The 25,192-nt window shown below is 64.5% G+C and carries 27 protein-coding genes and 1 tRNA gene; 21 read left to right on the forward strand and 7 right to left on the reverse strand.

The features are described from left to right. Window positions 1-33 precede the first annotated feature (33 nt). Together secE and ABEA12_RS11910 are read right to left on the reverse strand one after the other, a co-directional pair. Window positions 34-303, reverse strand: a complete 270-nt coding sequence (gene secE / locus ABEA12_RS11905; protein WP_210100107.1) for a preprotein translocase subunit SecE — start codon at window positions 301-303, stop codon at window positions 34-36. A 117-nt stretch (window positions 304-420) separates the two neighbouring features. After that, window positions 421-493, reverse strand: a tRNA-Trp gene (locus ABEA12_RS11910). Between the two features lie 171 nt (window positions 494-664). Here ABEA12_RS11910 and ABEA12_RS11915 point away from each other — a divergent pair. Together ABEA12_RS11915 and ABEA12_RS11920 are read left to right on the forward strand one after the other, a co-directional pair. Next, window positions 665-1,243 carry a hypothetical protein gene (locus tag ABEA12_RS11915; protein WP_210100106.1) on the forward strand — a complete coding sequence of 193 codons (579 nt, stop codon included), beginning with the start codon at window positions 665-667 and terminating at the stop codon, window positions 1,241-1,243. A 238-nt stretch (window positions 1,244-1,481) separates the two neighbouring features. Beyond that, window positions 1,482-2,681 carry a pyridoxal phosphate-dependent aminotransferase gene (locus ABEA12_RS11920; protein ID WP_210100105.1) on the forward strand — a complete coding sequence of 400 codons (1,200 nt, stop codon included), beginning with the start codon at window positions 1,482-1,484 and terminating at the stop codon, window positions 2,679-2,681. Between the two features lie 103 nt (window positions 2,682-2,784). Here ABEA12_RS11920 and ABEA12_RS11925 read toward each other — a convergent pair whose 3' ends face one another. Then, window positions 2,785-3,459: a LuxR C-terminal-related transcriptional regulator gene (locus tag ABEA12_RS11925; RefSeq protein WP_210100104.1), complete on the reverse strand. Its 675-nt coding sequence runs from the start codon at window positions 3,457-3,459 to the stop codon at window positions 2,785-2,787. Then, complete coding sequence (locus ABEA12_RS11930; RefSeq protein ID WP_210100103.1) at window positions 3,452-4,726, reverse strand: ATP-binding protein; 1,275 nt, start codon at window positions 4,724-4,726, stop codon at window positions 3,452-3,454. Before ABEA12_RS11930 ends, ABEA12_RS11925 begins: the two co-directional genes overlap by 8 nt. 125 nt (window positions 4,727-4,851) lie before the next feature. Between ABEA12_RS11930 and ABEA12_RS11935 the strand changes: the two genes are divergently transcribed. The 5 genes from ABEA12_RS11935 (at window position 4,852) to ABEA12_RS11955 (ending at window position 9,109) form a co-directional block, all read left to right on the forward strand. Next, complete coding sequence (locus tag ABEA12_RS11935; RefSeq protein WP_345468332.1) at window positions 4,852-6,447, forward strand: PspC domain-containing protein; 1,596 nt, start codon at window positions 4,852-4,854, stop codon at window positions 6,445-6,447. Next, window positions 6,444-6,671, forward strand: coding sequence for a hypothetical protein (locus ABEA12_RS11940; protein ID WP_210100102.1), 228 nt, complete (start codon window positions 6,444-6,446; stop codon window positions 6,669-6,671). Before ABEA12_RS11935 ends, ABEA12_RS11940 begins: the two co-directional genes overlap by 4 nt. Before the next feature lie 52 nt (window positions 6,672-6,723). Then, window positions 6,724-6,987, forward strand: a complete 264-nt coding sequence (locus tag ABEA12_RS11945) for a PspC domain-containing protein (RefSeq protein WP_425571778.1) — start codon at window positions 6,724-6,726, stop codon at window positions 6,985-6,987. Window positions 6,988-7,212: 225 nt separating this feature from the next. Further along, on the forward strand, window positions 7,213-8,241 hold the full coding sequence (locus ABEA12_RS11950) for a 6-phosphofructokinase (RefSeq protein WP_210100101.1): 1,029 nt from the start codon (window positions 7,213-7,215) through the stop codon (window positions 8,239-8,241). A 139-nt stretch (window positions 8,242-8,380) separates the two neighbouring features. Next, entirely contained in the window at window positions 8,381-9,109 is a 729-nt protein-coding gene (locus ABEA12_RS11955; protein ID WP_210100100.1) for a GNAT family N-acetyltransferase, read from the forward strand. A 94-nt stretch (window positions 9,110-9,203) separates the two neighbouring features. Here the strand turns inward: ABEA12_RS11955 and ygfZ are convergent, their stop codons facing one another. From ygfZ to ABEA12_RS11970, 3 genes are all read right to left on the reverse strand, one after another. Continuing rightward, window positions 9,204-10,277: a CAF17-like 4Fe-4S cluster assembly/insertion protein YgfZ gene (ygfZ, locus tag ABEA12_RS11960; protein ID WP_210102479.1), complete on the reverse strand. Its 1,074-nt coding sequence runs from the start codon at window positions 10,275-10,277 to the stop codon at window positions 9,204-9,206. Between the two features lie 2 nt (window positions 10,278-10,279). Then, window positions 10,280-10,879, reverse strand: coding sequence for a heme-binding beta-barrel domain-containing protein (locus ABEA12_RS11965; protein ID WP_210100099.1), 600 nt, complete (start codon window positions 10,877-10,879; stop codon window positions 10,280-10,282). Between the two features lie 239 nt (window positions 10,880-11,118). Then, the gene (locus ABEA12_RS11970) at window positions 11,119-11,856 is read right to left on the reverse strand and encodes a hypothetical protein (protein ID WP_210100098.1); all 738 of its coding nucleotides are present in this window, start codon (window positions 11,854-11,856) and stop codon (window positions 11,119-11,121) included. A gap of 227 nt (window positions 11,857-12,083) precedes the next feature. Between ABEA12_RS11970 and ABEA12_RS11975 the strand changes: the two genes are divergently transcribed. The 14 genes from ABEA12_RS11975 to ABEA12_RS12040 all read left to right on the forward strand — a co-directional run bounded on the left by ABEA12_RS11975 (window position 12,084) and on the right by ABEA12_RS12040 (window position 25,192). Further along, entirely contained in the window at window positions 12,084-12,782 is a 699-nt protein-coding gene (locus tag ABEA12_RS11975) for a winged helix-turn-helix domain-containing protein (RefSeq protein ID WP_210100097.1), read from the forward strand. 26 nt (window positions 12,783-12,808) lie between these two features. Beyond that, window positions 12,809-13,786, forward strand: a complete 978-nt coding sequence (gene mshD / locus ABEA12_RS11980) for a mycothiol synthase (protein ID WP_210100096.1) — start codon at window positions 12,809-12,811, stop codon at window positions 13,784-13,786. A 90-nt stretch (window positions 13,787-13,876) separates the two neighbouring features. Then, window positions 13,877-16,090 (forward strand): RNA degradosome polyphosphate kinase, encoded by a 2,214-nt coding sequence (locus ABEA12_RS11985; protein WP_210100095.1) that lies wholly within the window; start codon window positions 13,877-13,879, stop codon window positions 16,088-16,090. A gap of 4 nt (window positions 16,091-16,094) precedes the next feature. Further along, the gene (locus ABEA12_RS11990; RefSeq protein ID WP_210100094.1) at window positions 16,095-17,060 is read left to right on the forward strand and encodes an NUDIX hydrolase; all 966 of its coding nucleotides are present in this window, start codon (window positions 16,095-16,097) and stop codon (window positions 17,058-17,060) included. Window positions 17,061-17,141: 81 nt separating this feature from the next. Further along, complete coding sequence (locus tag ABEA12_RS11995; protein WP_210100093.1) at window positions 17,142-17,471, forward strand: GNAT family N-acetyltransferase; 330 nt, start codon at window positions 17,142-17,144, stop codon at window positions 17,469-17,471. A 99-nt stretch (window positions 17,472-17,570) separates the two neighbouring features. Then, the gene (locus ABEA12_RS12000) at window positions 17,571-19,466 is read left to right on the forward strand and encodes a hypothetical protein (protein WP_210100092.1); all 1,896 of its coding nucleotides are present in this window, start codon (window positions 17,571-17,573) and stop codon (window positions 19,464-19,466) included. Then, entirely contained in the window at window positions 19,463-19,843 is a 381-nt protein-coding gene (locus ABEA12_RS12005) for a GntR family transcriptional regulator (RefSeq protein ID WP_210100091.1), read from the forward strand. The genes ABEA12_RS12000 and ABEA12_RS12005 overlap by 4 nt, the downstream gene beginning before the upstream one ends. A 154-nt stretch (window positions 19,844-19,997) precedes the next feature. Continuing rightward, window positions 19,998-20,801 (forward strand): thymidylate synthase, encoded by an 804-nt coding sequence (locus ABEA12_RS12010; RefSeq protein WP_210100090.1) that lies wholly within the window; start codon window positions 19,998-20,000, stop codon window positions 20,799-20,801. Further along, window positions 20,798-21,370, forward strand: a complete 573-nt coding sequence (locus ABEA12_RS12015; protein ID WP_210100089.1) for a dihydrofolate reductase — start codon at window positions 20,798-20,800, stop codon at window positions 21,368-21,370. Before ABEA12_RS12010 ends, ABEA12_RS12015 begins: the two co-directional genes overlap by 4 nt. Then, window positions 21,367-21,612 (forward strand): NF038396 family protein, encoded by a 246-nt coding sequence (locus tag ABEA12_RS12020; protein WP_345468345.1) that lies wholly within the window; start codon window positions 21,367-21,369, stop codon window positions 21,610-21,612. The genes ABEA12_RS12015 and ABEA12_RS12020 overlap by 4 nt, the downstream gene beginning before the upstream one ends. After that, a complete protein-coding gene (locus tag ABEA12_RS12025; RefSeq protein WP_210100088.1) occupies window positions 21,609-22,067 on the forward strand; it encodes a hypothetical protein in 459 nt (152 codons plus the stop codon). Before ABEA12_RS12020 ends, ABEA12_RS12025 begins: the two co-directional genes overlap by 4 nt. A gap of 64 nt (window positions 22,068-22,131) precedes the next feature. Further along, window positions 22,132-23,250, forward strand: a complete 1,119-nt coding sequence (asd, locus tag ABEA12_RS12030) for an aspartate-semialdehyde dehydrogenase (RefSeq protein ID WP_210100087.1) — start codon at window positions 22,132-22,134, stop codon at window positions 23,248-23,250. Window positions 23,251-23,724: 474 nt separating this feature from the next. Next, entirely contained in the window at window positions 23,725-24,012 is a 288-nt protein-coding gene (locus ABEA12_RS12035) for a transposase (RefSeq protein WP_210100086.1), read from the forward strand. A 682-nt stretch (window positions 24,013-24,694) separates the two neighbouring features. Then, the gene (locus ABEA12_RS12040) at window positions 24,695-25,192 is read left to right on the forward strand and encodes a hypothetical protein (RefSeq protein ID WP_210100085.1); all 498 of its coding nucleotides are present in this window, start codon (window positions 24,695-24,697) and stop codon (window positions 25,190-25,192) included.

Genomic DNA, 25,192 nt, shown 5'->3' on the forward strand with positions numbered 1-25,192 from the left:
TTCACCAGAAATATTGGGGCGAATGATCCCAGGTTATTGTTCGGGCGAATTGGTGAAGACAAGGATCGATCCGTTGCCGAACACGAAGTCCAGACCGGAAATGATCAGCATCATCAACACGACGAAGCCGATGACGACCAACGTGTAGTTGACCAATTCGCTTCGCGTCGGGGTGACGACCTTCTTCAGTTCGGAAATCATCTGGCGGAAGAAGAAAAGGGCAATGCCCGCAAAGAAACCGGCCTTGGACGGTTTGTTGTTGTGCCCAGCGCCATGCGAGTTGCTCGCAGTCGTTTCGGTCACCGATTCCTCGTTTCAGATTGTCCCACTTGAAACAATCACGGTGTGCCACAGCCGTATCGACCACAACACACCGTGACGTGAATATTCGCCGAGCAATCGTAGATGATTGCCACTGCGCAGGGCAGACAGGACTCGAACCTGCAACCTGCGGTTTTGGAGACCGCTGCGCTACCAATTGCGCCACTACCCTATGGTGCTTACGCCCACGAACCATCAAATCGATGTCGACTTGGTGATCCAGATGTTTTCCAACACCGAGGATTAAGTCTACGCAAAGAACGTGCTGCTTGTCGAACCGGGCCTCCCGGAGCCCTTTCACCGCAGGAAACCCGGGCGGATTTCCACTGCTAGGTTTGCGTGCATGCTCCCCTCCACCGCCAAGGCCGTCTCCCCCGAGCTGTCCAGCGCCCTGGTCCTGCTGGTTTTTGCCGGTGGTTCCGCGCTCGATGCGATCCTTCGGATCACCGCACGTTATTCCCCCTCCCCCGGTGCCTTGCCCCAATTGCTGCTGGCCGCCGTTCCCGCACTGATCGCCATCGGCGTCTGGATCTGCCTGCGCGCAAAGAGGGAACTATCAGGAACCATGGTGCTTCAACTGTTCTTAGGTGCACTGGTGGGCGTCCTGGCCATGGGTTCTGCGCTGCCGCTGTCGTGGTACCTGGGCGTTGGCCTTGCCCTATGGGCCATGCGGTTGGGCGTCAACTTGCTGACGTGGGCGGGAATGAGCCTGTTGGTGCTGGCCGGAGGCGCACAATTCGGCTTGGTCGAGTATTCGGGAGTGCTCTTCCTGCCCTTTGCCCTGACTCCTCCGCTGTTTCTTGGCGCTGCGGCCTACCTCCAGTGGCATCAGGTGCGCCACCGGCAGCTGGAGCGGGACCTCGACGCGGAGCCGGCCCAAGAGCTCTTTCGCCAGCGCTACGGCCGCGACCCGGAACACTAGCCCGATGGGCGCATCGGCGGCGCCCCCGGGTTGTGTGGATTGAGCCTAAGGACCGCTGACCTGAGCCATCCCACGTGCGGAGATCGCGGCGGCGGCGTTCACCGCCATGGGCACGCGCCACCTTGGACGCAGCTTCACACTACGCGGGTGTGTCTGGAGAATAATGGTGCCCGAACCTCCGCCCGCACTAAGCTTGGCTTATCCGCACGTCCATATCTCCATTCCAGGAAGCGACGCCATGTCACGCATTTCCCGACGAATCGGGTCCATCGCAGAATCCGCCACTCTCGCCGTCGATGCCAAGGCCAAGGCACTGAAGGCTGCGGGACGTCCGGTCATCGGCTTCGGTGCCGGCGAACCGGATTTCGCCACCCCCGACTACGTCGTCGAGGCAGCTGTTGCCGCGGCACGCAACCCCAAGTACCACCGTTACTCCCCCGCAGCGGGACTGCCCGAGCTGCGGGCCGCTGTGGCGGAGAAAACCATGCGGGACTCGGGATACAAGCTCGACGCCGCACAGGTCATGGTCACCAACGGCGGCAAGCAAGCGGTTTACAACTCGTTTGCCACCCTGCTGGATCCCGGTGACGAGGTCATCGTGCCCACCCCCTACTGGACGACCTACCCCGAGGCCATCCGCTTGGCCGGCGGTGTCCCCGTTGAGGTTTTTGCCGGTCCTGAACAGGGCTACAAGGTCACCATCGACCAGCTCGATGCGGCGTTGAGTCCCAAGACCAAGGTGCTGCTCTTCGTCTCGCCCTCAAACCCGACAGGCGCCGTGTATTCCCCGGACCAGGTCGCCGAAATCGGCCGGTGGGCGGCGTCCAAGGACCTTTGGGTCATCACCGACGAGATTTACGAGCATCTGACCTACGACGACGCGGTCTTCACCTCGATCGCCACCGCTGCCCCGGAACTGGGCGACAAGGTCATCATCCTCAACGGCGTGGCCAAGACCTATGCGATGACCGGATGGCGCGTGGGATGGATGGCAGGACCAATCGATGTCATCAAGGCCGCCACCAACCTGCAATCGCATGCAACCTCGAACGTCGCAAACGTCTCGCAGATGGCCGCGCTTGCCGCGGTCTCCGGTCCCCTTGATGCTGTCATCGAGATGCGCACGGCGTTCGACCGCCGCCGCAAGGCGATGGTCAGCGCCCTGAACGCCATTGACGGCGTGAATTGCCCGGTCCCGGAGGGAGCGTTCTACGCGTATTCCGATGTCCGTGGGCTACTGGGCCGCGAGATCCGTGGCGTGGTGCCGCGCACCAGTGCCGAGCTTGCCGCATTGATCCTGGAGCAGGTGGAGGTCGCGGTGGTTCCCGGCGAGGCGTTCGGCCCCTCCGGCTTTATCCGCATGTCCTACGCGTTGGGTGACGACGACCTCGCCGAGGGCGTGGGCCGGCTGGCGACGCTGCTGGGCGAAGCCAAGTAGCCAGGCAGGCACCTTTTACCCGATGGCAAAAGGTCGGTGGCCGGAATCCGCAGCGCGGTTCCGGCCACCGACCTTTCGCATCCCTGCCCCGGGGACTTGGGTTCTAGAGGATCCGTCGGTCTACGGCCCAACGGGTCAGTTCATGCCGGTTGGAAAGCTGGAGTTTGCGCAAGACCGAGGAAACATGGGTTTCGACGGTCTTGACCGAAATGAACAGGTCCTTGGCAACTTCCTTGTAGCTGTAACCGCGGGCGATCAGCCGCATGACCTCAAGCTCACGGGCGCTGAGCAGATCCAGTTCCTCATCGGCGCTGATCGCCGCCTGGGTACCAAAGGCATCGAGCACGAACCCGGCAAGCCGCGGGGAGAACACCGCATCCCCGCCGGCCACCCGCAGCACCGCGTCGAAGATCTCGGTGCTCGAAATGGACTTGGTGACATACCCGCGGGCCCCGGCCCTGATCACCGTGACCACGTCCTCGGCGGAGTCCGAGACGCTCAGGGCCAGGAACTGCACCTCATCGAACACGTCGACGCATCCGGCAAGCACCTCGGCCCCACCACCGCCGCGTCCGCCGGGCAGGTGCACATCCAGCAGCACCACCGCGGGGCGCCGGGCATGGACCACGGCAATGGCGTCCTCGACGGTGGCGGCCTCCCCGACCACCTCAATGCGGTTATCCAGATCCGCCTTGAGCCCGGAACGGAATATCCCGTGGTCATCGACCACCACCACCGGAACCTTGCCCGTCGTGGTGCCCTCGGTAGCCTTAGTCATTGTCTTCTCCGTTTTCCGATTCCATCACAAGGTGCACCTCGGTGCCCTCCGTATCGCTTTTGATGCTTGCATGCCCGCCGTTGCGTTCCATGCGCCCCATGATTGATTCGCGCACCCCGTGCCGGTCGGTGCCGACCGTTTCGGGGTCGAATCCCGGCCCCCGGTCACGCACGAATACCTCCACCAGGGACACCGATGCCTCGACATAGACCGAAATGGTGCCACCGGCGTGCTTCGCTGCATTGGTCAACGCTTCACGAGTGGCCTGCAACAGCGCGTCGTGTCCCGGGGCCCCGGTCCGCTCCCCCACGGCCACCACGTTGATGGAAACCAGGTAGAGCTCCTCGATCTCCGCCGCTGCAGCGCGGATCGCTGCGCTGATTTCATTCTTGCTTCGCTCGGGCTCGTCATAGAGCCAGGAGCGCAGCTCGCGTTCCTGGGCACGGGCCAGGGTGAGCACCCTGGCCGGGTCATCCGCACGCTTCTGTATCAGGGCCAGGGTCTGGAGCACCGAATCGTGCAGGTGCGCGGCGATGTCCGCACGTTCGGCCGAACGCACCCGGTTCGCCCGCTCGGAGACGAAGTCCCGCCAAAACCGCAACGCCCACGGCAACAGCACCAGCACCAGGCCGGCAATCACCGCCAAGGCCACCGCCAGCCCGGAAAGCAGTGCGTTCAGTCCCACCGAACCGCTGAGCAGCAAGAGCACTCCGGCGACCACCAGGGCCAGCCCCACCAGCAGCCGGGCAAGGCCCTTGGGCTCCAGGGACCCGGTGCTCTTGCGCAGTCCTGCCCGCCCGCCCTCATCCAGCTGGGTCCAGGTGAGCACCGCGCCGGAAAGAACCACCAGCGTGGGCCATATGAGGTTCCAGCGGATCTGGACACCAAGCAGTTGCGCCGCGGCCAAGCCCGCCACCAGGAGCAGGGCCAGGCCGATGAGGACCTGGCGCAGCGAGGCCATCGCGGCGGTTTCCGCGGGGTCGGTATCCGGGGCATCGGGTTTGGGCCCCAATTCCTCGGCCAGGGTGAAGCGCCGGGTGCCGGCGGCGCGAGCGGCATCTCGTTTGGCGTCATCGGCGCTGGGCAAAAAGATCCAGAGCCAGGCATAAAGCACGATTCCGGCCCCGGCCAGCAAGCTGGCCAGGGCAAAACCGATACGTACCCAGGCAAGCGGCGCTCCGAGGTGGGCGGCCATCCCCGAACATACCCCTGCGATGACGCGGGGTTGCCCGCGCAACAGTGCGGGGCGCAGGGGTGTTTGGCTCATGTATCCATCCAAGCATGCCGGCGCCGTGTTTCCCGGTCTTTTGGCTTCTTCCGGGGTACCGCTCAGGGTTCAATCAGGGGCGACCCCCATAGCGGGCGGAGCCTGTTGAGGACAAGGATGGAAGCATGAACGAATCATCGATGGACAACGGGTTCTTCCGTTGGGTACGGGAACTGGGGCTGCAACGCGGCGAAGACCACTGGGTTGGCGGCGTCTCTTGCGGTGTTGCCCAACGATTCGGGATCTCCCCGATCTTGGTGCGCGGCATTTTCGTGGCCTTGTGCTTCGTGGCCGGCGTCGGTTTGCTGCTCTACGGGCTGGCCTGGGCTTTCCTACCGGGGCCCGATGGGCGGATCCACTTCCAAGAGGTCCTCGCCGGGCATTGGAGCAACGGGATGACCGGCGCGTTGATCTTCTTCATCGTCGGCTCCGTTAGCTCCCCGGCCGCCTTTGGTTGGTGGGACGGCGGGTTCTGGACCCTTCTGGTGATCCTGGGAGTCGGTTTTTTGATCTTCGCCCGCCGTGGACGCTTCGCCGGGGCAGGGCGCGATCAGGATAAGCCGGGCTCCGGCTACCACTGGCCAAGCGAGCCGTCCCCCGCGCCACCAACCCACCCCGCCGGCCACGCCGGCTTCGAACAGGGCACCTCCGCGGCCAGCGCACCATTCACGCCCGGGGCCTCTGCAACGACTCCGCTGTCCGCCCATGCCCTGCAGGGCATGGTCCCGCTTCCGGACAACAACGACTCACCAGGAACGAGCGGGGACGATGCCAACCGCTCCAAGCCAAAGGGCGGCGACACTGAACCCGATGACCGGGCCGTTTCCGGAACCACGCAGGCCGCTTCACCGATAGACGCCATCGGAACCCACACGCCGTTGCCCGGCAGCGGGCCAGCCACCAGGCCCTTCACAGAGGATAAAACCATGCCGATTCCACCAGCCGATACCTCCGAGTCCCCGGAGCCCTCCAAGGCGTACGGGAGCCCGACAGCGCCACGGCCGACCCCCAACCCCGGTTACGGCACGGCGCCTGGGGCCTCGGCGACCTTCGACAGGCCGGCGGCGCCGGAACCTTCCAAGACACCGCGCCCGGCACGCCACAAGTCCATCCCCGGCTATGCGGCAACCATCGTCCTGGGCCTGGCGGTGCTCTCCTTCGCCTTGGTCACCGGACTGGAAAAGCTGGGCTTGCTGGTATTGCCGGCCAACGCCGTCGCCGTGGGGCTTGCGGTGGCACTGATCATCATCGCGCTGGGCATCATCGGGGCAGCGGTGAAGAACCGCACCGGCGGCGCACTGGTTGGATTCGGCATCGCGGCACTTGTCCTGGCCCTGGTCTGGGGCGGCGGATCGCTGCGTGAAAACGGTCCGTACTCCGGCTTCATGGGAATCAGCACCACCGACTCGGGAACGATGACCAACGTCTTCCACTCCGGGGAGACGGATTTGCGCTCCTACTCCACAATCACCTCGGACACCACGGTGAAGATCGACAATGTCTTCTCCTCGATGAAGCTGACGCTGCCGGACAACATCCCGGTGCTCATCGACTCCGAGAATCCCTTCTCCTCGATGCAGATCAACGGCTCCGAAACCCAGGTGCGCAACGGTCTCACCGAGCTCAACCCCGGCGCTTCGGGTCCCACCTTGTACCTGGACCTGGAAGGCGCATTCAACAGCATCGAGATCAACGTAGCGAAAGCCGAGGTTGCACCATGAGCCAGCACGTCACAGGACCCAACACCCACAACGATCCCGCCCCCGCATTTCCGGCCGGAACCCTGGTCTTCGGCCTGATCCTGCTGGTCGTCGGAATCGCGTTGCTCGCCGGCCTGCTGCTGAACTTCGCCTTCAGCACGCCGTTGCTGTTCATCGGGCTGATTGGCGGCGCCGGGGCGATCCTGATCATTGCGGGGATCATCGCGGCCCGCCGAGCCCGGTAGGCCGGAAACTACCGGCTTGCCTGCCGGTCCACACAAGCATTCCGCGTTCAACATGAAAGACTTTGACACCATGGACACCTTTTTCAATTCCCTTCGCTCGATCCCCTTCCGCCGCGGCCCCAAGCGTCTGGCCGGCGGCGTCGCCGGCGGCATCGCCGAGAAGTTCGGCTGGGACGTTACCCTGGTGCGCATCTGCGTGCTGCTCAGCTTCCTGCTCCCGGTCCTGGGCCTGGGCGCCTACATCGTGGCGTGGCTGCTGCTTCCGGCACAGGACGACTCGATCCCCCTGCAGAAGATGATCCGTGCGGTGAGCTAGGGCGCACCGGCTTTCCGTAGGCAGGGGCCGTGGTGCCCGGGGCGAAACCCCCGGGCACCACGGGCCTCTTTAACGAACGTCGAACCCCGCGGTGGTGGCGATCACAACCCCGGCTTGGCTAGACTGGCTCATGGCGAGCCCAACGTCGCGCTCCAGCACACAAACACCCGCAAAACCAAGAACCGCTTTGCGGGTGATCGAGCAGCTACGAGGAATTGAGTTTGCATGCGCATCGGGATCATGACAAGTGGCGGGGACTGCCCCGGGTTGAACGCGGTCATCCGTGGAGCGGTGCTCAACGGCATCAAGAGCTACGGCCATGAATTCGTGGGGTTCCGCGATGGCTGGCGCGGGGTCAAGGAAGGCGATGCGATGGAGTTGCCCCGCACCGCGGTCCGTGGCATCTCCAAGCAGGGCGGCACCATCCTGGGCACCTCACGCACCAACGCGTTCGAGGGAGCGGATTCCGGTCCGGAAAACATCGCCGCGACGTTGGAGCGCGTGGGCGTCGATGCGATCATCGCCATCGGCGGCGAAGGAACCCTGGCCGGGGCCAAGCGGCTTACCGATGCCGGGCTGAAAATCGTCGGGGTTCCCAAGACCATCGACAACGACCTGGACGCCACCGACTACACCTTCGGTTTCGACACCGCCAACCAGATCGCCGTGGAGGCCATCGACAGGTTGCGCACCACCGGGGAATCGCACCACCGCTGCATGATCGCCGAGGTCATGGGCAGGCACGTTGGCTGGCTGGCGCTGCACGCCGGGATGGCTTCCGGGGCCCATGCGATCCTGATCCCCGAGCAGTCAACGACTATGGAACAGATCTACGCCTGGGTCTCGGAGGCCCGCGACCGCGGGCGTGCGCCCCTGGTAGTCGTCGCCGAGGGCTTTGTGCCCGAGGGCGCCGAGGAGGCCTTCTCCGAGCGCGGGTTGGACGCCTTTGGCCGTCCGCGCCTGGGTGGGATCGGCGAGCAGCTCGCCCCGTTCATCGAGGACGCCACGGGAATCGAGACCCGGGCCACGGTGCTTGGACACATCCAGCGCGGCGGGGTGCCCAGCGCCTTTGACCGCGTGCTGGCCACCCGACTGGGCATGGCTGCGGTGGATTCGGTCACCGACGAGGCATGGGGTTCGATGGTCTCGCTGCGCGGCACCAAGATCAACAGGGTCCCTTTCCAGGCCGCGCTGAACAACCTCAAGCGAGTACCGCAGGACCGCTACGAGGAGGCCAAGATCCTTTTCGGCTGATTCGGCTTCGTCGGGTGCCAACGGCGCACCGCACCGTACCGCCTTTGCCTGCGGTGTGGCGTCCCGTGGCCTTCCTGATTTTGAAGGCCACGGGACGCCAACAACAGCCAACGGCCTGCTCCTGCATTAGGCTCGGAACGTGAATCTTGAATTCGGCACCCGTGCCATCATCGCCTTGTCCTGGGCCCGCGAATTCGGTGTGCCCGACTCCGGGCTGCAACCGGACCGCGAGCCGGTGAGCCTCTTCGTGCCCTCACTGGGCACCGACAAGGTCGAGGTGCTGCACCTGGGCGACCACCAGGTGGTGCGCGCCCCCGAGGAACTGTTGCCGCTGCTGCGCGAAACCGCTGCCCACCACTTCGTCGATGACCGGGCGCTGCTGGGGCTGCTGCATTCCTGGGGGCTGGCACCCTCGATCCGCTCGCTCGGGGTCGACGCGCTGACCTACCTCGATTCCCCCTGCGAAATCGTGGACTCCGAACACATCACCGTCTCTGTCGACATCGATGACTTGGCGGAGCTGCGCGAGAAATCCCCGCGCGACGACGCCGTCTCTACCACCCTGGACGCCTGGGACCAATGCTTCGTGCTCTTCTCCGACACCCGTGACGATCCGGTGGCCGGCTCCGGCTACACGAGCCCCGGCACCCTGCTGGCTGACACCAGGGTGCTCACCCACCCCGAAATGCGCGGCCACGGGCTGGGCCGGTACGCAGCCGCCCTTGCCGTGGACGATGCACTCTCCGAGGGCCTGATCCCGCAGGCCCGGATCAAGGACGGCCAGGATGCGGCCAACGCACTTGCCACCTCGCTGGGCTTTGAAGTGGTCGGCTCCATGATGACGTTGAAACTGCACAACGGCATGTAGGCAGGGCATGAAAAAAGGGGGGCCGGGGCAAACGCAGTGCGCTTGTCCCGCCCCCCCTTTTTGCCGGTGCGGCGTCGTCGTGTAGCTGCCGGTCTTAGCGCGGCGTGCGCAGGAATCCGGTGAAGCGTCCGGCGGTTTGCCCCGCATCGGGGCTCACGATGGTTTCCTGCTTGGCGGCGTAGTGTTCCTCGCCGTCCACGACATCGACGTCGGACTCGGTGTCGATGTTGCGCTTGATGATTGCCAGGGCGATCGGACCCGCCTCGAAGTGCGTGGCCACGGAGGTCAGGGTTCCGATGACCTTCTCACCGATCCGGACCTCGGAGCCGACGGCGGGAAGCGTGTGCATCGAGCCGTCAAGCTGCAGGAACACCAGGCGCCGCGGTGGGCGTCCAATGTTATGGACGCGGGCCACGGTTTCCTGGCCCTTGTAGCAGCCCTTGTCCAGGTGCACGGCGGTGCGGATCAGATCCAGCTCATGCGGGATGGTTTTCTCGTCGGTGTCGAAGCCGAAGCGGGGGCGCCAGGCGGCAATGCGTAGGGCCTCGACAGCGAGCATCCCGGCCAGCGGCGTCGTCCCCACAGCGGCCTCCAGCTCTGCGGCAGGGACGATGTAGAGGTACCAGGGGCTTTCGGTGCCCGGGTGCTCCTCGGGAGCGGAGTAGGCGTAGCCGCCAACGGCCACCCCTGGCCACGGGTCGATCCACACCGGGTAGTGTGCCAAGGCCGGTTGCGCGGCGCAGGCGCCCAGCAGTGCGTACTGCTCAGAGACGTCGGTGATTTCAACGCGCATCATGAAGCGCATGCGTTCAAGGAAGGTGACCAGCAGCCGGGCTTGGCCCGGCTCCAGAAGCAGCCAGAGGAAGTCGGTGCCGGCAAGCACGCGGATGTCGAATTCAATGCGGCCCTGCACCGTGAGCAGCAGCGTTTGTGTGCTTTGGCCCGGATGCAGGTTATCCAAGGCCTGGCTGGAGAGGGTGTTGAGCCACGTCAGCCGGTCCTCACCGGCAAGTTGCACCACTTCGAAGTGGGAGAGATCCGCGATCGCGTCACCGTTGAAAAGTGCGCGTTGTTCCTTGTTGGGTTCCCCGTAGTGGGCAGCTACGCCCGCGTCGGTCTGTGCTCCGGCGACTGCGCCGGGTCGTGACAATAACGGCGAGTTCGCCATGTTCATCCCTGTTTCTTCAGGGCGGCCGAGGCGTGCGCTTTCAACTCGTTGCCGCCGGTGGATACATCCCAGCGCCAGTACAAATCCCCGTTGACCAGACCGTAGATCCGGGTGGCCGAGGCGTAGGCCTTGGCGTTGGACCCGCGGGTCACCAAGTCGGTGGCCAGCTGGATCTGCGGGCCCGTGATGACGCCGTAATAGAGTTCACTGATCGCACCGGGGTGCGAAATGTTCGCCTGGATCTTGAACCCGTCATCGTCGGTGCGCAGGTCTTCGACGTCCTGGGCCGAACGCAGTGCCGGGACCACCTCCCCGGGGGTCATTCCCGGACCCGGGTCGGCGTCGACCATGGGACGCTCCAGGGACCAGAACCCGGTTTCAACGGTGAGCGGGCGCAAGATGTTGCCCTGCTCGTCGGTGATCCAGGTTTCGGACCTGTATTCCAGGAACGGAAGCCCGTTCTGGGTAAAGCTCGCGCGCTGGAAGAAGTGCTCGTCCTGGGTTTCGCCTTCGCCCAGGCGCCCGGAACCTTCCCAGGTCCCGATCAGCCACGAGAGCGGCACCAGTTCGGGAGTCAAGTCGGTAGGGATCTCGATTGCCATCGCTGCGCTTCCCTTTGCTGCTTAGTGGTTGCTTACTTCTGGCCCTTGAAGAGGCGTGCCACCACAAGCCCGGCAAAGCCGGCCATGCCCAAGCCCGCTACGACAAGCAGGGTGAGGAAGAAGATTTCAAGTCCAAGGTATTCGTTCATGCCACCATCCTAACTGCTTCGCCCGGCGCACCGCGTCTTTCATGACATCGGCCACCTGCCCGCGCCGCGGCGCCGGCCCGTTCCCCGGTGCTAGAGCAACAACGCGGAGACGTACCAGCTCAAGGATCCGCACACGAGCAGCGGTGCCAGTGCCGCGGCGGCCATCTGGAGGGTGCCCTTGGGTCCGCCCACGGACACCAGCATGGCCCTGACGGCGACAACGACTAGCCCGCAGCCCGCACCCAGGACCAGTGCTGGGAGAACGCCGATACGTTGGTCCAGCAAGCTCGCGGCCCCGCCCAACAGCACGGCCAGCACCAGTCCCAGCGGGAAGACGATGCGGTCAGGCCAGCGCAGCATCCCGGGCACTGCTGCGCCCACCATGGAAATCCCCGCAACCAACCCCAGCACGTGCCACCGTGAATCGATTCCCAGCATGACCCAACCGGATCCGAACGCGGCGACGAGCATGCCGGAAATACCCACGGCGACGGACTCCAGGCGCTTTTGCGCATCGGTGCCGCGCACCAGCTGGGTGAGGAAGACAAGGATCACTCCGGCGGCCACCACCGGGGCCACGGTTTCCAGGGACGGGCCCGGCTCCTGCATCAGTCCCAGCAACGTCGCGGCCGTTCCGGCCAGGAAGATCACCACAGACACCGGGATCGGGGAGGGCAGCTTCATCAGCCGGGGCCAACCGATCGAAAAAAGCGCAAGTAACACCACCGACACCGCGACCAGCGGCCAGGTGGTGTCCCCGGGAAGGTAGCCGGCACCAACCAGCAGGGCAAGGGCAATGGTTCCTGTGGCCAAAACTTTGAGTCTCACGCCATCCATCCTGCCTTACCGCCACCCGGTGGCCCCTATTTCGCCCCGCGCCTTGGACACACCGCGTGTTGGGCGTGCCGGTGCCGCTGCTCAGCCGCGGCAGCCCGCCGCCACCTATACTTCATGAGGTAAGCACCGTTTCCCGCTCCACGGACCGACGGGCACCGCCAACGCGGTGCCTCCAAGACCAGGGAGCCGGAAACCCAAGCCCGCACGGGGAGGCCAAGATGGCAGTGATCACGCTGTTGACCAACGCCGCGGGCTCCTCCGCCGAGATCGTTCCCGCCCTCGAGCTGCTTTCCCACCAGGTGCGGGTGCTACCGGGAAACTCCAGCGCGTTGCCGGGAATCCGGGATGCCGAGGTGGTGCTGGTCGATGGCCGCAAGGACCTGGCCGGTTCGCGCACGTTGTGCCAAATGCTGCGCAGCACCGGTGTCTGTGCCCCGCTGCTGCTGGTGCTCACCGAGGGAGGGATGGCAGGGGTCTCCGCGTCGTGGCAGGTCGATGACGTCTTCCTGGACACGGCGGGACCGGCGGAAGTCGAGGCGCGGTTGCGCCTGGCCACGGCCCGCACTCCGCCTGCCCCCGGAGCCCCGGGCGCCCCCATCCGCGTCGCAGGGGTGCTCATCGACGAGGCCAGCTACACCGCCAAGGTGCACGGCACCGCACTGAACCTCACCTACAAGGAATTCGAGTTGCTCAAGTACCTGGCGGCGAACCCCGGCCGGGTCTTCACCCGCGAGAAGCTGCTCCACGAGGTCTGGGGCCACGACTACTACGGGGGCACCCGGACGGTGGATGTGCATGTGCGCCGGCTGCGCGCCAAGCTGGGCACCGAGAACGAGCAACTCATCAACACGGTGCGTAACGTCGGATACCGTTTCGCCCCGCAACGCCGCGAAAACAGCGAGACAATCGACGCCTAGGTGCCGCTGCGGCTATCTTAGGAAGTATGAACGCCGCACCGAAACCCGAAGTCAGCATCGAGATCGTCACCGGCACCCCGGAGCCGGCGGTGCTCTCTGAATTGCTCCAGCTCCTCGCCGCCGCAGAGGAAGCCGACGGCAACCCCCCGCTGAGCGAACAGACCCTTGTCGATTTGCGCACGGCCTCAGCCTCGGGGCTCCTGGTGGGTGCCTACGGCTACCTGGGCCAGGACGATGACACTGTCTCCACCGACCTTGTCGGCGCCGCCGTTGCCGTGCGCGGGGACCAGGCCAACCCGGGCACCCTGGAAATGGTGGTCCACCCCTCCTTCCGGGACTCGGGGATCGCCGCCGCGCTGATCACCGCGCTGGGCACGGAACTTGACCTAGGAACCCTGCGTGCCTGGGCCCACGGGAACCACGAGGCCGCCGCGAAGCTGGCCGAACGCTTCGGCTACGCCCCGATCCGCGAATTGTGGCGCATGCGCATGGTCGCCGGCACGCAGGTCCCGGCACCCGAGGTGCCCGAAGACATCACCATCCGCGCGTTCGATCCTGCCACCGACGGCCCGGGGTGGGTTGCGGCGAACGCCGCGGCATTTGCCCAGCACCAGGAACAGGGCGCCATGACCGATACGGACCTGGCCTCACGCATGTCCGAGGACTGGTTCGACCCCGCAGGCTTCCTGTTGGCGGTCGATAAGGCCGGAAAGATCCTGGGCTTTCACTGGACCAAGGTGCACCCCGCGCTGTCCTCCCCCACCACCGGCGAGCACCAGGCGATCGGGGAGATCTACGTGGTGGGCGTGATCCCCGAGGCCCAGGGCACCGGGCTGGGCAAGGTACTCACCCTGGCGGGCATCGCGCACCTGGACTCGCTGGGCCTGGATGCGCTGATGCTCTACGTCGATGCGGACAACACCCCGGCGGTGGCACTGTACCGGAAGCTGGGCTTCACCAAATGGGACGTCGACGTCATGTACGCACCGGTTTCGCTAAGCTAGGTAACGACGCCGTGCCGCGGCCTTGAAGGCGTGGCACGATGTGCGCAGACACGGAATCTCCACCTTCATTGAACGCTAGGGGCAACAGCCATGGATCCGCACCCAATCACCTCCTCCGTGGGCATCACGGACGTCCCGGCATCCCGTGCCACGCAGGACAGGATCGAGCTGCCCGACTTCGAGCCCTCCCCGATCCCCGACGGCGACTTCGCCGACGACAGGTTCCTGGACCGTGAGCTGAGCTGGCTGCACTTCAACGCCCGGGTCCTGGAGCTGGCCGAGGACACCGAACTGGCGCTGCTGGAGCGGGTGAGCTTCCTCTCGATCTTCGCTTCGAACCTCGACGAGTTCTTCATGGTGCGCGTTGCCGGGCTCAACCGCCGGATCGCCACCGGACTGGCGGTGACCTCCGCGGCCGGCGTGAGCCCCATCGACCAGCTGGAAATGCTGCTCTCCGAGGCCCATGCGCTGCAGTTGCGCCACGCGGAGGTCTTCGCCTCGGCGGTGCGCCCGGCCCTGGCCGAGGAACAGATCCTGCTGGTGGGTTGGGACGAGCTGGACGAGCGCTGTCAATCGGAGCAGCACCGCTGGTTCATCGACCAGGTCTTCCCGATCCTGACCCCGCTGGCCGTTGACCCCGCACACCCCTTCCCCTACATTTCCGGGCTCTCGCTGAACCTCGCTGTGGTGGTGCGCAACCCGGTTTCCGGCAAGGAGCTCTTCGCCAGGCTCAAGGTCCCGGACACCATGCCCCGGTTGATCTCCGTTGACGGCCCGCGCGCCGGGAACTCCCCGGGCAGGGTGGCACGGTTCATCTCCCTGGAGGAAGTGATCGCCGTGCATCTGGAGCACCTGTTCCCGGGCATGGAGATCGTCGAGCACCATTTCTTCCGCGTCACCCGCAACGAGGACCTCGAGGTTGAGGAGGACGATGCGGAAAACCTGCTCCAGGCACTGGAGAAGGAATTGTTGCGCCGCCGATTCGGCCCCCCGGTGCGCCTGGAGGTCGTCGAGGACATCAACCCCAACATCCGGGCGCTGCTGGTGCGCGAGCTGGGTGTCGACGAGGATGAGGTCTTCGAGCTTCCCGCGCCGCTGGATTTGCGCGGGCTGGGCGTGATCGCGGGCATCGACCGTGCCGATTTGCACTACCCCAAGCACCTGGCACACACCTCGCGGTTCCTCAATGAATCCGAGACCTCCAAGGCCGCCAACGTGTTCGCCGCGATGCGCCGGCGCGACATCCTGCTCCACCACCCCTACGATTCGTTCTCCACCTCGGTGCAGGCGTTTTTGGAGCAGGCCGCCAACGACCCCAAGGTCATGGCGATCAAGCAGACCCTCTACCGCACCAGTGGCGATTCCCCGATCGTGGATGCATTGATTGATGCCGCCGAGTCCGGCAAGCAGGTCCTGGCGCTGGTGGAAATCAAGGCACGCTTCGACGAGCAGGCCAACATCACCTGGGCCCGGAAGCTCGAGCAGGCCGGGGTGCACGTCGTGTACGGGATCGTGGGGCTAAAGACCCACTCCAAGCTCTCCTTGGTGATCCGACGCGAGGGCGAGAAGCTGCGCCGCTACTGCCACATCGGCACCGGCAACTACCACCCGCGCACCGCCCGCTACTACGAGGACCTCGGGTTGCTCACTTCCGACGACGCGGTCGGCGAGGACCTCTCGAGGCTCTTCAACCAGCTCTCGGGCTATGCCCCGCGCTCAACGTTCAAGCGCCTGCTGGTCGCCCCGCGCTCGCTGCGTTCGGGGCTGATCGACCGGATCGAGGCGGAGATCGCCAACCGCAAGGCCGGGCTTCCCGCCCGGGTGGTCATCAAGGTCAATTCGATGGTCGACGAGGCAATCCTCGACGCCCTTTACCGCGCCTCGCAGGCAGGGGTGCAGGTCGATGTGATCGTGCGCGGGATCTGTGCGTTGCGCCCCGGGGTTCCGGGGCTGAGCGAGAACATCAAGGTGCGCTCGGTACTGGGCCGTTTTTTGGAACACAGCCGGGTGTTCATGTTCGCCAATGCCGGGGAACCGGTGGTGTACATCGGATCGGCCGACATGATGCACCGCAACCTGGACCGCCGCGTCGAGGCGCTGGTTTCGCTGAGCAGCCGGGAGGACATCACCGACCTGGTGGCGTTGCTGGACCGCTACATGGACCCGGGCACCGCCAGCTGGCACCTGGACTCCGGAGGCGAGTGGACCCGGCACCACAAGGACGCCGACGGCGCCCCGCTTCAGGACATCCAGTCGTGGCTGATCGAATCGCGGACCCGCCAGCGGACAGTCGTGAGGCGCTAGGGCCGTGTATTTCACGCGTTCAAGCGATTCACCCGAGATCAGGGCCGGGCAGTTCGAGGTCCAGGCGGCCGGGGCACTGATCTGGCGCGTGGGCACCGAGGGCCTCGAGGTCCTGATGATCCACCGCGACCGCTACGACGACTGGTCCTGGCCCAAGGGCAAGATCGACGCCGGGGAAACCATGCCCGAGTGCGCCACCCGGGAGGTCTTCGAAGAGGTCGGCATGGACATCACCCTGGGCATCCCGTTGCCGGCCATGAGCTACCAGGTGGGCGCCGGCGCCAAGGTTGTCTACTACTGGGCCGCCAAGTCCACCGGCACCCCGCCGGTGCCCGACGGCAAGGAAACCGACGCGGTGCGCTGGGCCAGCCCGAAGATGGCACGGGCGTGGCTGACCAACCCCGGGGACGTGGAACCGCTGGAGGCATTGGTGGGTGCGTACAAGGAGGGCCTGCTGGAGACCCACCCTTTTGTGGTGGTGCGCCATGCCAAGGCCAAGCCGCGTTCGAAATGGACCCGCGAAGAGGGCAAGCGTCCGTTGGCCGCCACCGGGGAACGCCAGGCGCTGGCCGTGGCCAGGCTGCTGGGCTCTTGGCGTCCGGCCAGGGTGGCTTCGAGCCCCTGGACACGCTGCGTGCAAACGGTGGCCCCATACTTGAAGCAGCACCGCTTTAACGTGAAGATGCTGGGTTCGCTCACCGAGCACGAGGCCAAGCGCCACCCGGAGAAGGCCCGCAAGGCAGTGGCCAAGCTGTTGGACAAGCGCCGTCCTCAGGCGGTGTGCACGCACCGCCCGGTGCTTCCGCCGGTGATCGCCGAGCTGCGGGAGCGGCTGAAGCCGGCCCCCGCGTCCTTCCTGCCCGCGACGGACCCGTACCTGCACCCCGGTGCGGTGATCGTTGTGCACCAACCGCTCTCGCGCAAGCGCAAGCTCATCTCGGTGGAAGTCTACGACGCGTTTGAGGATTAGGGCTGCCGCTTCGCGGTAGTCTTCTAGCAGGGGCCCCAACGCGGGGTTCCGGTGTTTTCAGAGCATTGCAAGGAGTGCATCATGGCCCCCCACCAAGCCCACGACAAGAACGTGGAAAAGATTGCCCACCAGGGATTGCGCCTCAACCACGATGCCGACCGCGGCCGTTACGGCTTGTGGCACGGCTCCACCTTTATCGGGTTCCTGGGCTACAGCCTGGAGGGCGACGTCGCCACGTTGCAACACACCATCATCAACGAGGAATACGGTCGCCAGGGTTACGCACGCGCCCTGGTCACCCTGGTGCTGGAACAGATGCGGGAGCGCGAACTGAGAATCGTTCCGCATTGCTCCTACGTCCAGGACTACCTACGCCGCTACCCGGAGTACAACGACCTGCTCGCCGGATAACGATTTGGCCGCCGGCGGCGCCTACCCTTGCATTCCCCCTCGAACTTTGTCTCAATGAGTTGACACATTGATACAAAAGTCATTCGAGGGGCACTTCCCATGGACGCATTCTCCGCAGCCAGCCTGTCCTTGGCACTCTGTGCGGCATTGATCTATGTGGTACTGCGCTTCATGGCGGCAGACCCGGCGTCACGGGCCAACACCACAGGCGTATCCCGCCATGCATTGTGGACCGCGGTGATTGCGTTCTTTGCCAGCGGCACCTCCGGCCTGTCCAACCTCTGGGCCACCGCAGAGGGGAACCCCGCGAACGCAACCGGCTTTGAACACCTCGCCGTGCACGCGGCGGCCCCTGGATTCTGGCTCGGTGCGGTCTACCTGATTGGCCAGTACACGTGGCCGCGGCACCTGCAACCGGTGCGAACCGCGTCCCTGGAAGTACGCAGCGCCAAGAAAGTGGTTCCCCGATACCTTGCAGGGGTGCTGCTCCTCGTCACGCTGTTGAGTTCCATCGCCATCGCCGCCGCGTGGAACGACGCCGGCGCGCCCTCCCGCACCGGATACGACGCCGGCGCTTGGAGCTCGGTGGAAGGCCCGGAAAGCGGGGGGCTTGATGATTCCGGACAGCCCTTCCTCCAGGGCTTCGCGGGGGAAACCGACCAATTCGGCAATCCCGTTGATGCCGACGGGAACATTCTCTCCGCGGACCAGATCGATCAGCTGCGCGCCGATGGAGAGATGATCTCACTCCCGGGCATCGACGGCACCGGGCCCGGCTCCGTGGTGGGTCCATACTTGGCAGGCGGGTTGGGCCTGGTCTTGGCCAGTGTTGCGGGCATCACGATCCTGGTGATCCGGCGCCCGCCATTGCAAACCCTTGACGCGGAAGAAAACAACATCCTGCGCAGGGTGTGGATCAACAGGCTGCTGCGCACCGCGGTGATCGTGGTCTCCGGCTTTGGCGCCATGTCCCTGCAGTACCTGGCACAGGGCATGGATGCACGCGCCGCTTGGGGACTTTCGACGGATTCCCGGGGCACAGGTGAAGGCCGCGCCGAGTCCCTCGCCGGATGGCTGGTAAACGCCAATGGCATCTGGATGATCGTGGCGGTGATAGCGATGGCAGCTTGGGCTCCCCCGCAGCTCTCGTTCTTAGACCCCGCCGTTGGCCCGGGCACCGCCTGGCACTCGCTCGCCTATTCCAACGCCCGCGACCTGCTGTTCCTTGCCCAAGGCATCTCGGTCGCGTTGGTCATCGTCATGGTGATTCTTCCTTCCGGGCTATCGACCCGGGGTTCCAGCAGCTGGGAGATCGTCAACGAAAACGGTGAAGAGGTCCACAAACTCATTTCCTCCACCGGACCGGGAAGGCTGGAGGAACTTGCATCACTGGCCGGTGCCCTGGCGTTGCTGGCCCTGGGCTATTTCCTGATCCAGGCGTTGGCAGCCCATGGCGTCTCTCGCCGCTTGGGCACCGGGGCAAGACCAGCCGTTGTCCGCTCTTCATTGCTTCCGGCTTGGTTCATCGCCACCATCGGCTGCGGCACCGCCGCGGGCCTGGCAAGCATCGTTGTCTTCGCGATGGAAGCACCACCGGAAATCGCGCCCGCCGCCTGGTGGTTCCTGGGAGCCATGATCCTAGCCGGTTTGCTTGCCTGGGCGCTGCACCGCATCGCGTGCACACGAGGTGCGTTGGCCGGTGCAAGCCGGGGTGAAGACCGTAGGATTCGAATCCTCGTGGCCCATCGCGGGGCCCGGGTCTTCGGCGGTGTAGGCCTGCTGGTGGCATCGAGCCTGGCCAACCTCGATTACTGGGCGTCGAGTTCCCTCTCATACTCGGATCACGTCGCCGCCGACGTGGGACCCTCTGCCAGCCAGGTGGTGACCCTGGTACTGGGCCTTGTGCTGTGTTTCATTCCGGCGTCAACCGCCATGCGCGGATCCCGGACCGACTCGCCAACCCAACGCGCGAGCACGAGCGGGAGAAGCCATTGACCGCGCTGGTCACCGTCGATCTGCGCGACGCGACTCCCGCGTTCGAGCAGATCCGCACGCAGATCGCCTCGTTGATCGCCGTAGGGCAGCTGGCCGACGGGTCCCGGCTTCCCACCGTGCGGGCTCTGGCCGGGGACTTGGGCGTTGCCACCGGTACCGTGGCGCGCGCCTACAAGGAACTTGAGGCACTCGGCCTGATCGAAAGCAGACGGCGGCTGGGGACCGTGGTGACCCATGCTCCGAGCTCCACCACCGTGGATGCCGAGGGCGGGATCTACGCAAAGATCACCGAATTGATCGCCGCCGCACGCGCCGCGGGCATCGAGGACGCCACCTTGCTGGCGCTTCTGCGGGGCCGGCTGCGCGCTGGCGGCTAGGCATTTATAAGGAACCTCGCTACCGCGATGGCGAAGTGGAACGTGAATACGGGCTGCCGGTGGAGGGTTTGACCTGCTAAGCCCGTACCGAGGCAGCGGTCATGCTGCCCGGGGCCCGGGCAAGACGGATCGCCGGGGCGGCTAGACTGAAGCGGTGAGAATTCAAACCCCTTATGAGGATCTGCTGCGTGACGTATTGGCCCATGGCACTGCCAAGGGCGATCGCACCGGCACCGGAACCTCGAGTGTCTTTGGCCGACAAATGCGTTTTGACCTGTCGGAGTCCTTCCCGTTGATCACCACCAAGCGGGTGCATTTCAAGTCCGTTGCCGTGGAACTGCTGTGGTTCCTGCGCGGGGATTCGAACACCGCCTTCCTGCGCGAGAACGGCGTGAAGATCTGGGATCAGTGGGCGGATGCCGACGGGGAGCTCGGGCCGGTCTACGGGGTGCAGTGGCGCTCCTGGCCCACGGCCGACGGGCGGCACATCGACCAGATCTCCCAGGTCATGGACTCCCTGAAACAGAACCCGGAATCACGCCGGCACATCGTCTCGGCGTGGAACGTCGCGGAAATCGAAAACATGGCGCTGCCGCCGTGCCATGCGTTCTTCCAGTTCTACGTGGCCGACGGCAAACTCTCCTGCCAGCTTTACCAGCGCAGCGCCGACATGTTCCTGGGCGTTCCGTTCAACATCGCCTCCTATGCGCTGCTGACCGCCATGGTGGCGGACCAGCTGGGGCTGGAACCCGGCGAGTTCATCTGGACCGGCGGGGATACCCACATCTACGACAACCACCGTGAACAGGTCGCCGAGCAGCTCACGCGCACCGCGTACCCGTACCCCCGCCTGTGCATCGCACGCACCCCCGACTCCATCTTCGAGTACACCCTTGATGACTTCGTGATCGAGGGCTACCAACACCACCCGACGATTAAGGCCCCCATCGCCGTATGAGCAATAACAACGAAGGCGCCGGACACCGCGCCAACACCAACGCCAGCGAACGCATCGGCATGATCTGGGCCGAAGCGGCCAACCACGTCATCGGCAAGGACGGGTCGATGCCCTGGACCCTGCCCGAGGACATGGCCTACTTCAGGTCAACCACCACCGGGCACCCGGTGATCATGGGCCGCAAGACCTGGGAATCGTTCCCGGAAAAGTTCCGACCGCTGCCCGATCGCACCAACATCGTGATCACCCGCGATGCCTCGCGCCACCAGGAACTCACCAACTCCGGCGCGATACCCGTGGCCACGGCACTGGAAGCGCTGAAGGCTGCCCGCGCCGGCGCCGGCGCCCAAGAGATCTGGGTGATCGGAGGCGGCGAGATCTACGGGCTCTTCGCCGAGGCCGCCCAGTTGGCCCTCCGGACCCTCATCAATGCCGAACCGGAGGGCGATACCAAGGCCCCGATACTCGATGGATCGTGGTCCAAGGTGCTCAGCGAACCGGACACCGGCTGGAGCACCGCCAAGAACGGTACGCAGTACCGTATCGAAGCATGGGAGAAGAAGGCATGAAAGAGAGCATCAAAGCCTTGAAGGCCAACCCCGAGGCCCTGTTCGTCCTGGGCTACATGCTCTTCCCGCTCTTCGCACTGGTCTTTGCCGGGTTGGGCCTCTTTTTGATCATCACCGGGTCAAAGATCGTGGGATTGATCCTGATCCTGACGATCACCCAGCTCTTCGCCTTTGGTTCTTTGAAGGCAGTGGGCACCCGCAAGCGGTTGCTGGCCGAACAGGACACCGGCACGGGTCGATGAGCGAGGCTCCGCGCAAGCCCAAAAGCATGTTCCGGTACTACGACCCCGAACGCGACAAGCGTGACAAGGCGGTCATCCTTGCCCATGACGAGGCCATGACCCGGGGCGAGGCCCGGTGCCTGGTGCGCACCGTCGACGGCGAACTCTTCAGCTACAAGAAGGAAGAGATCGGCTTCGTCACCGGCGGCCCCGGGCCCAAGATCGCCAGCGGCCCGGGCATGCTCGTCGGCGGCACCCTGTTCTGGCTGGCAACCTTGGCCTTGGGTATCTTTGCCTTCATCGACCAGGGTCCCACGCCCGGGGAACGGACGGGCATGTATTTCGTCACGGCCTTTTTGGCAGCCGGCGGCTGGTACTTCATGCACCTGGGCCTGGCCGAACACCGGGCACGCAAACTGCGCAAGGCCCGCGGGGTGCCCAAGCCCTCGCTGCAAGCACCCCTGCACCTGCCGTAACCTTTATCTGCAGCGGTTCGTAACCGAATCCGCTCCCGGGGCCCGCACCCCTTAAGCTGGATCCATGACTTCTTCCGTTGGCTTTGTTGGTTACCGTGGCATGGTCGGCTCCGTCCTGATGCAACGCATGCAGGACGAGGGCGACTTCGCGAACCTTGATCCCGTGTTCTTTTCTACCTCCAATGCAGGCGGTGCCGCCCCGGCATTTGCCGAAGGTGCCCCTTCCCTGCAGGACGCCTACGACCTTGACACCCTGGCCAAACTGCCGATCATCGTTACGGCCCAAGGCGGGGACTACACCGCAAAGATCCATGGCAATTTGCGTGCCCGCGGCTGGGACGGACTGTGGATCGATGCCGCCTCCACCCTGCGCATGAACAATGACTCGGTGATCGTGCTTGATCCGATCAACCGCAACGTCATCGATGCCTCGCTGGCTTCGGGCACCAAGGACTTCATCGGCGGGAACTGCACCGTCTCGTGCATGCTCATGGGCCTGGGCGGATTGTTCAAGAACGGGCTTGTCCAGTGGGGCACGGCGATGACCTACCAGGCAGCCTCCGGCGGCGGGGCCCGTCACATGCGCGAACTGCTGACCCAGTTCGGCGAGATCAACAACCACGTCTCCGGCGAACTGGACGACCCGGCCTCGGCGATCCTGGAGATCGACCGCAAGGTGCTTGCCGCCCAGCGCGGAGGCCTGGACGCAACCCAGTTCGGCGTGCCGCTTGCCGGCTCGCTGATCCCGTGGATCGATGCGGACTTGGGCAACGGGCAGTCCAAGGAGGAGTGGAAGGCCGGGGTCGAGACCAACAAGATCCTGGGCAATACCAACTCAAACAAGGTCGTCATCGACGGGCTGTGCGTGCGCATCGGGGCCATGCGCTCACATTCCCAGGCACTGACCCTCAAGCTCACCGAGGACCTCTCGGTCACCGAGATCGAGAAGATCCTGGCGCAGGACAACGAATGGGCCAAGGTGGTGCCGAACACCAAGGAAGCCACCGTTGACGCGCTGACGCCCGTTGCCGCCTCCGGCACCCTGGATATCCCGGTGGGCCGCATCCGCAAGCTCGAGATGGGCCCGAAGTACATTTCCGCCTTCACCGTCGGGGACCAGCTGCTTTGGGGCGCCGCCGAACCGCTGCGCCGCATGCTGGCCATCGCGCAGGGCCGCCTCTGACCCACACAGCCACGCGAAAGCCGGCCGTCGCTTCCTTTCCCCCTCACCGGGGCGGAACCGTCGGTCGGCTTTTCCTTTTGCCGTACCCTAGTCGAGAATTTATAAGTGGTTCTCTCGGCGCGTTACCTTCAACGCGGGAGCAAAGGAGGTACAGAATCGGCGTATCCACCCCCGGCATGCTTGAAGATAGATGTGGACGAGGATCTGGCCACCCGCGCCACAGCACTCCAAGTTTGCGGCCAGGTAATTGCGAAAGAACCGCCTTAGAACGGGTTCCGTACCTCCCCGGATCGGGATCAGTCCCCGGACTTATGACGCCGATATGATGACGTTGGCCTTGATGCAGACCTTGCATGGAATCGTTTCCGAGGCCCTTTGATTGCGCCATGCTAGGGAGCTCCACGCCGCGATGCTTCCCTAGCGTCCCGGGAAAAACCTGGCCTCAGCAGACGGTTGCATAGGCGATACCCGACGATGGACTGGCTCATCGGCACCTTAGCCAAGAGCACCGCGATCTACATCGAAGATGTCCGGGTCGTTGATTTGAAACCGGTCAAATGTGCACGCAAGCGGCAGACGGAGCACCGTTCAGACTTGACCAGATGGGCCGAACATGGGTTCCGCGCTTCCCATAACCGGTATTTCTGTGGTTTGCACCTGCATTTGGTCTGCAACTTGCAAAAGCTGCCGGTTGGCTCCGCGCTGACCGGGGCGAAGACCGATGAACGCCTGGTTTTCCTCGATATCCTCGCCGGCACCTAAACCATGAACCAGGCCGGGCCGATGGGAACCGCCAGTTCCTCATCGAGGATTAGACCTACTTCGGGACCGAATTTGAGAACACCGTGAACCGCATAGGGATCGGGCCTCTTCAAGCGCTCCGAAAGGGCGAGAAACCGCGACTACGACGGCCGTTCTTGATGCTCATCGAGTCCATCAACGACACCCTCAAAGGTCAGCTTGACCCTTACCGGCACGGTGCCCCGGGCGCGGCCAGCGTTACAGTCCGTGTCCTGAAGCGCCTGTTGGCCATGACGCTAGCGATTTGGCATAACGAGTAAAACGGGGTCGCTTACTGGTCGCCTACCAGCGGTCGCCCCATAGAACTACTCATCCAGAATCGTCCGAAGTTCGCCCCTCCACTGGAACATTTAGAAACTCACATCCTGGTCACTTGCTAGGACGCCTTTCCGGAAATAATCAACTAGTATGCGTTTCCCCATCAAAACTGTCATCGAGCTGTCCATCGCGAAGCACTCGGGTGAGTCGTAAAGAAAATATTTACACAAGTCAGCGTCAGGATTCTCATGCACGCTAAATAATCTATCTTGTGGCTTTAATGATGATTCCCGTCTGTTATGGTAGTCATTTCAGGCTTCGTCGGTTCTAGTCAGATACAACTGCGAAGCCACAAACCAGGGGAGAAACACACATGAGCACCGTAATGAACAAGAACGCATCGAAGCTGGGCCGCAAGAAGAAGATCACACTGGTCACGGCAGCACTGTTGGCCGTCGGCGCTGGCGCAGCCATCGCCTACTGGACCGTGGGCGGCGCGGGGACAGGAACTGCAGTCACTGGCACCAGCACCGACATTGTTGTCAACCAGACCACTGTCGTTACGCCCATGTACCCAGGCGACACCGCCCAGACGCTCAGCGGCACCTTCGACAACCTCACCAACAATGGCGGCCCGGTCTATGTCGGGACGGTAACGGCAGCCATCGTCTCGGTCGACAAAGCGGGCGGCGCCGCTGCGGGTACTTGCGAAGCGGCGGATTACACCCTCACGGATGCGGCGATGACGGTTAATGAAGAAGTGCCGGCCGGCTCCGAGGTGGGCTCGTGGACCGGTGCGACGATCCAGTTCAAAAACAACTTAGAAGAGAACCAGGACGCTTGCAAGGGCGCCACCGTCAACCTCGCGTACACGGTCAGCTAG

The sequence above is a fragment of the Paeniglutamicibacter antarcticus genome (assembly GCF_039544305.1).
Taxonomy (GTDB): Bacteria; Actinomycetota; Actinomycetes; order Actinomycetales; family Micrococcaceae; genus Paeniglutamicibacter; species Paeniglutamicibacter antarcticus_C.

What these genes read in the sequence shown, in the direction of transcription:
- ABEA12_RS11915 (WP_210100106.1), top strand. Translation starts at nt 665, where the DNA reads ATGCTCCCCTCCACCGCCAAGGCCGTCTCCCCCGAGCTGTCCAGCGCC.
- ABEA12_RS11920 (WP_210100105.1), top strand. Translation starts at nt 1,482, where the DNA reads ATGTCACGCATTTCCCGACGAATCGGGTCCATCGCAGAATCCGCCACT.
- ABEA12_RS11925 (WP_210100104.1), bottom strand. Translation starts at nt 3,459, where the DNA reads ATGACTAAGGCTACCGAGGGCACCACGACGGGCAAGGTTCCGGTGGTG.
- ABEA12_RS11930 (WP_210100103.1), bottom strand. Translation starts at nt 4,726, where the DNA reads ATGAGCCAAACACCCCTGCGCCCCGCACTGTTGCGCGGGCAACCCCGC.
- ABEA12_RS11935 (WP_345468332.1), top strand. Translation starts at nt 4,852, where the DNA reads ATGAACGAATCATCGATGGACAACGGGTTCTTCCGTTGGGTACGGGAA.
- ABEA12_RS11940 (WP_210100102.1), top strand. Translation starts at nt 6,444, where the DNA reads ATGAGCCAGCACGTCACAGGACCCAACACCCACAACGATCCCGCCCCC.
- ABEA12_RS11945 (WP_425571778.1), top strand. Translation starts at nt 6,724, where the DNA reads ATGAAAGACTTTGACACCATGGACACCTTTTTCAATTCCCTTCGCTCG.
- ABEA12_RS11950 (WP_210100101.1), top strand. Translation starts at nt 7,213, where the DNA reads ATGCGCATCGGGATCATGACAAGTGGCGGGGACTGCCCCGGGTTGAAC.
- ygfZ (WP_210102479.1), bottom strand. Translation starts at nt 10,277, where the DNA reads ATGGCGAACTCGCCGTTATTGTCACGACCCGGCGCAGTCGCCGGAGCA.
- ABEA12_RS11965 (WP_210100099.1), bottom strand. Translation starts at nt 10,879, where the DNA reads ATGGCAATCGAGATCCCTACCGACTTGACTCCCGAACTGGTGCCGCTC.
- ABEA12_RS11975 (WP_210100097.1), top strand. Translation starts at nt 12,084, where the DNA reads ATGGCAGTGATCACGCTGTTGACCAACGCCGCGGGCTCCTCCGCCGAG.
- mshD (WP_210100096.1), top strand. Translation starts at nt 12,809, where the DNA reads ATGAACGCCGCACCGAAACCCGAAGTCAGCATCGAGATCGTCACCGGC.
- ABEA12_RS11985 (WP_210100095.1), top strand. Translation starts at nt 13,877, where the DNA reads ATGGATCCGCACCCAATCACCTCCTCCGTGGGCATCACGGACGTCCCG.
- ABEA12_RS11995 (WP_210100093.1), top strand. Translation starts at nt 17,142, where the DNA reads ATGGCCCCCCACCAAGCCCACGACAAGAACGTGGAAAAGATTGCCCAC.
- ABEA12_RS12000 (WP_210100092.1), top strand. Translation starts at nt 17,571, where the DNA reads ATGGACGCATTCTCCGCAGCCAGCCTGTCCTTGGCACTCTGTGCGGCA.
- ABEA12_RS12015 (WP_210100089.1), top strand. Translation starts at nt 20,798, where the DNA reads ATGAGCAATAACAACGAAGGCGCCGGACACCGCGCCAACACCAACGCC.
- ABEA12_RS12020 (WP_345468345.1), top strand. Translation starts at nt 21,367, where the DNA reads ATGAAAGAGAGCATCAAAGCCTTGAAGGCCAACCCCGAGGCCCTGTTC.
- ABEA12_RS12025 (WP_210100088.1), top strand. Translation starts at nt 21,609, where the DNA reads ATGAGCGAGGCTCCGCGCAAGCCCAAAAGCATGTTCCGGTACTACGAC.
- asd (WP_210100087.1), top strand. Translation starts at nt 22,132, where the DNA reads ATGACTTCTTCCGTTGGCTTTGTTGGTTACCGTGGCATGGTCGGCTCC.
- ABEA12_RS12035 (WP_210100086.1), top strand. Translation starts at nt 23,725, where the DNA reads ATGGACTGGCTCATCGGCACCTTAGCCAAGAGCACCGCGATCTACATC.
- ABEA12_RS12040 (WP_210100085.1), top strand. Translation starts at nt 24,695, where the DNA reads ATGAACAAGAACGCATCGAAGCTGGGCCGCAAGAAGAAGATCACACTG.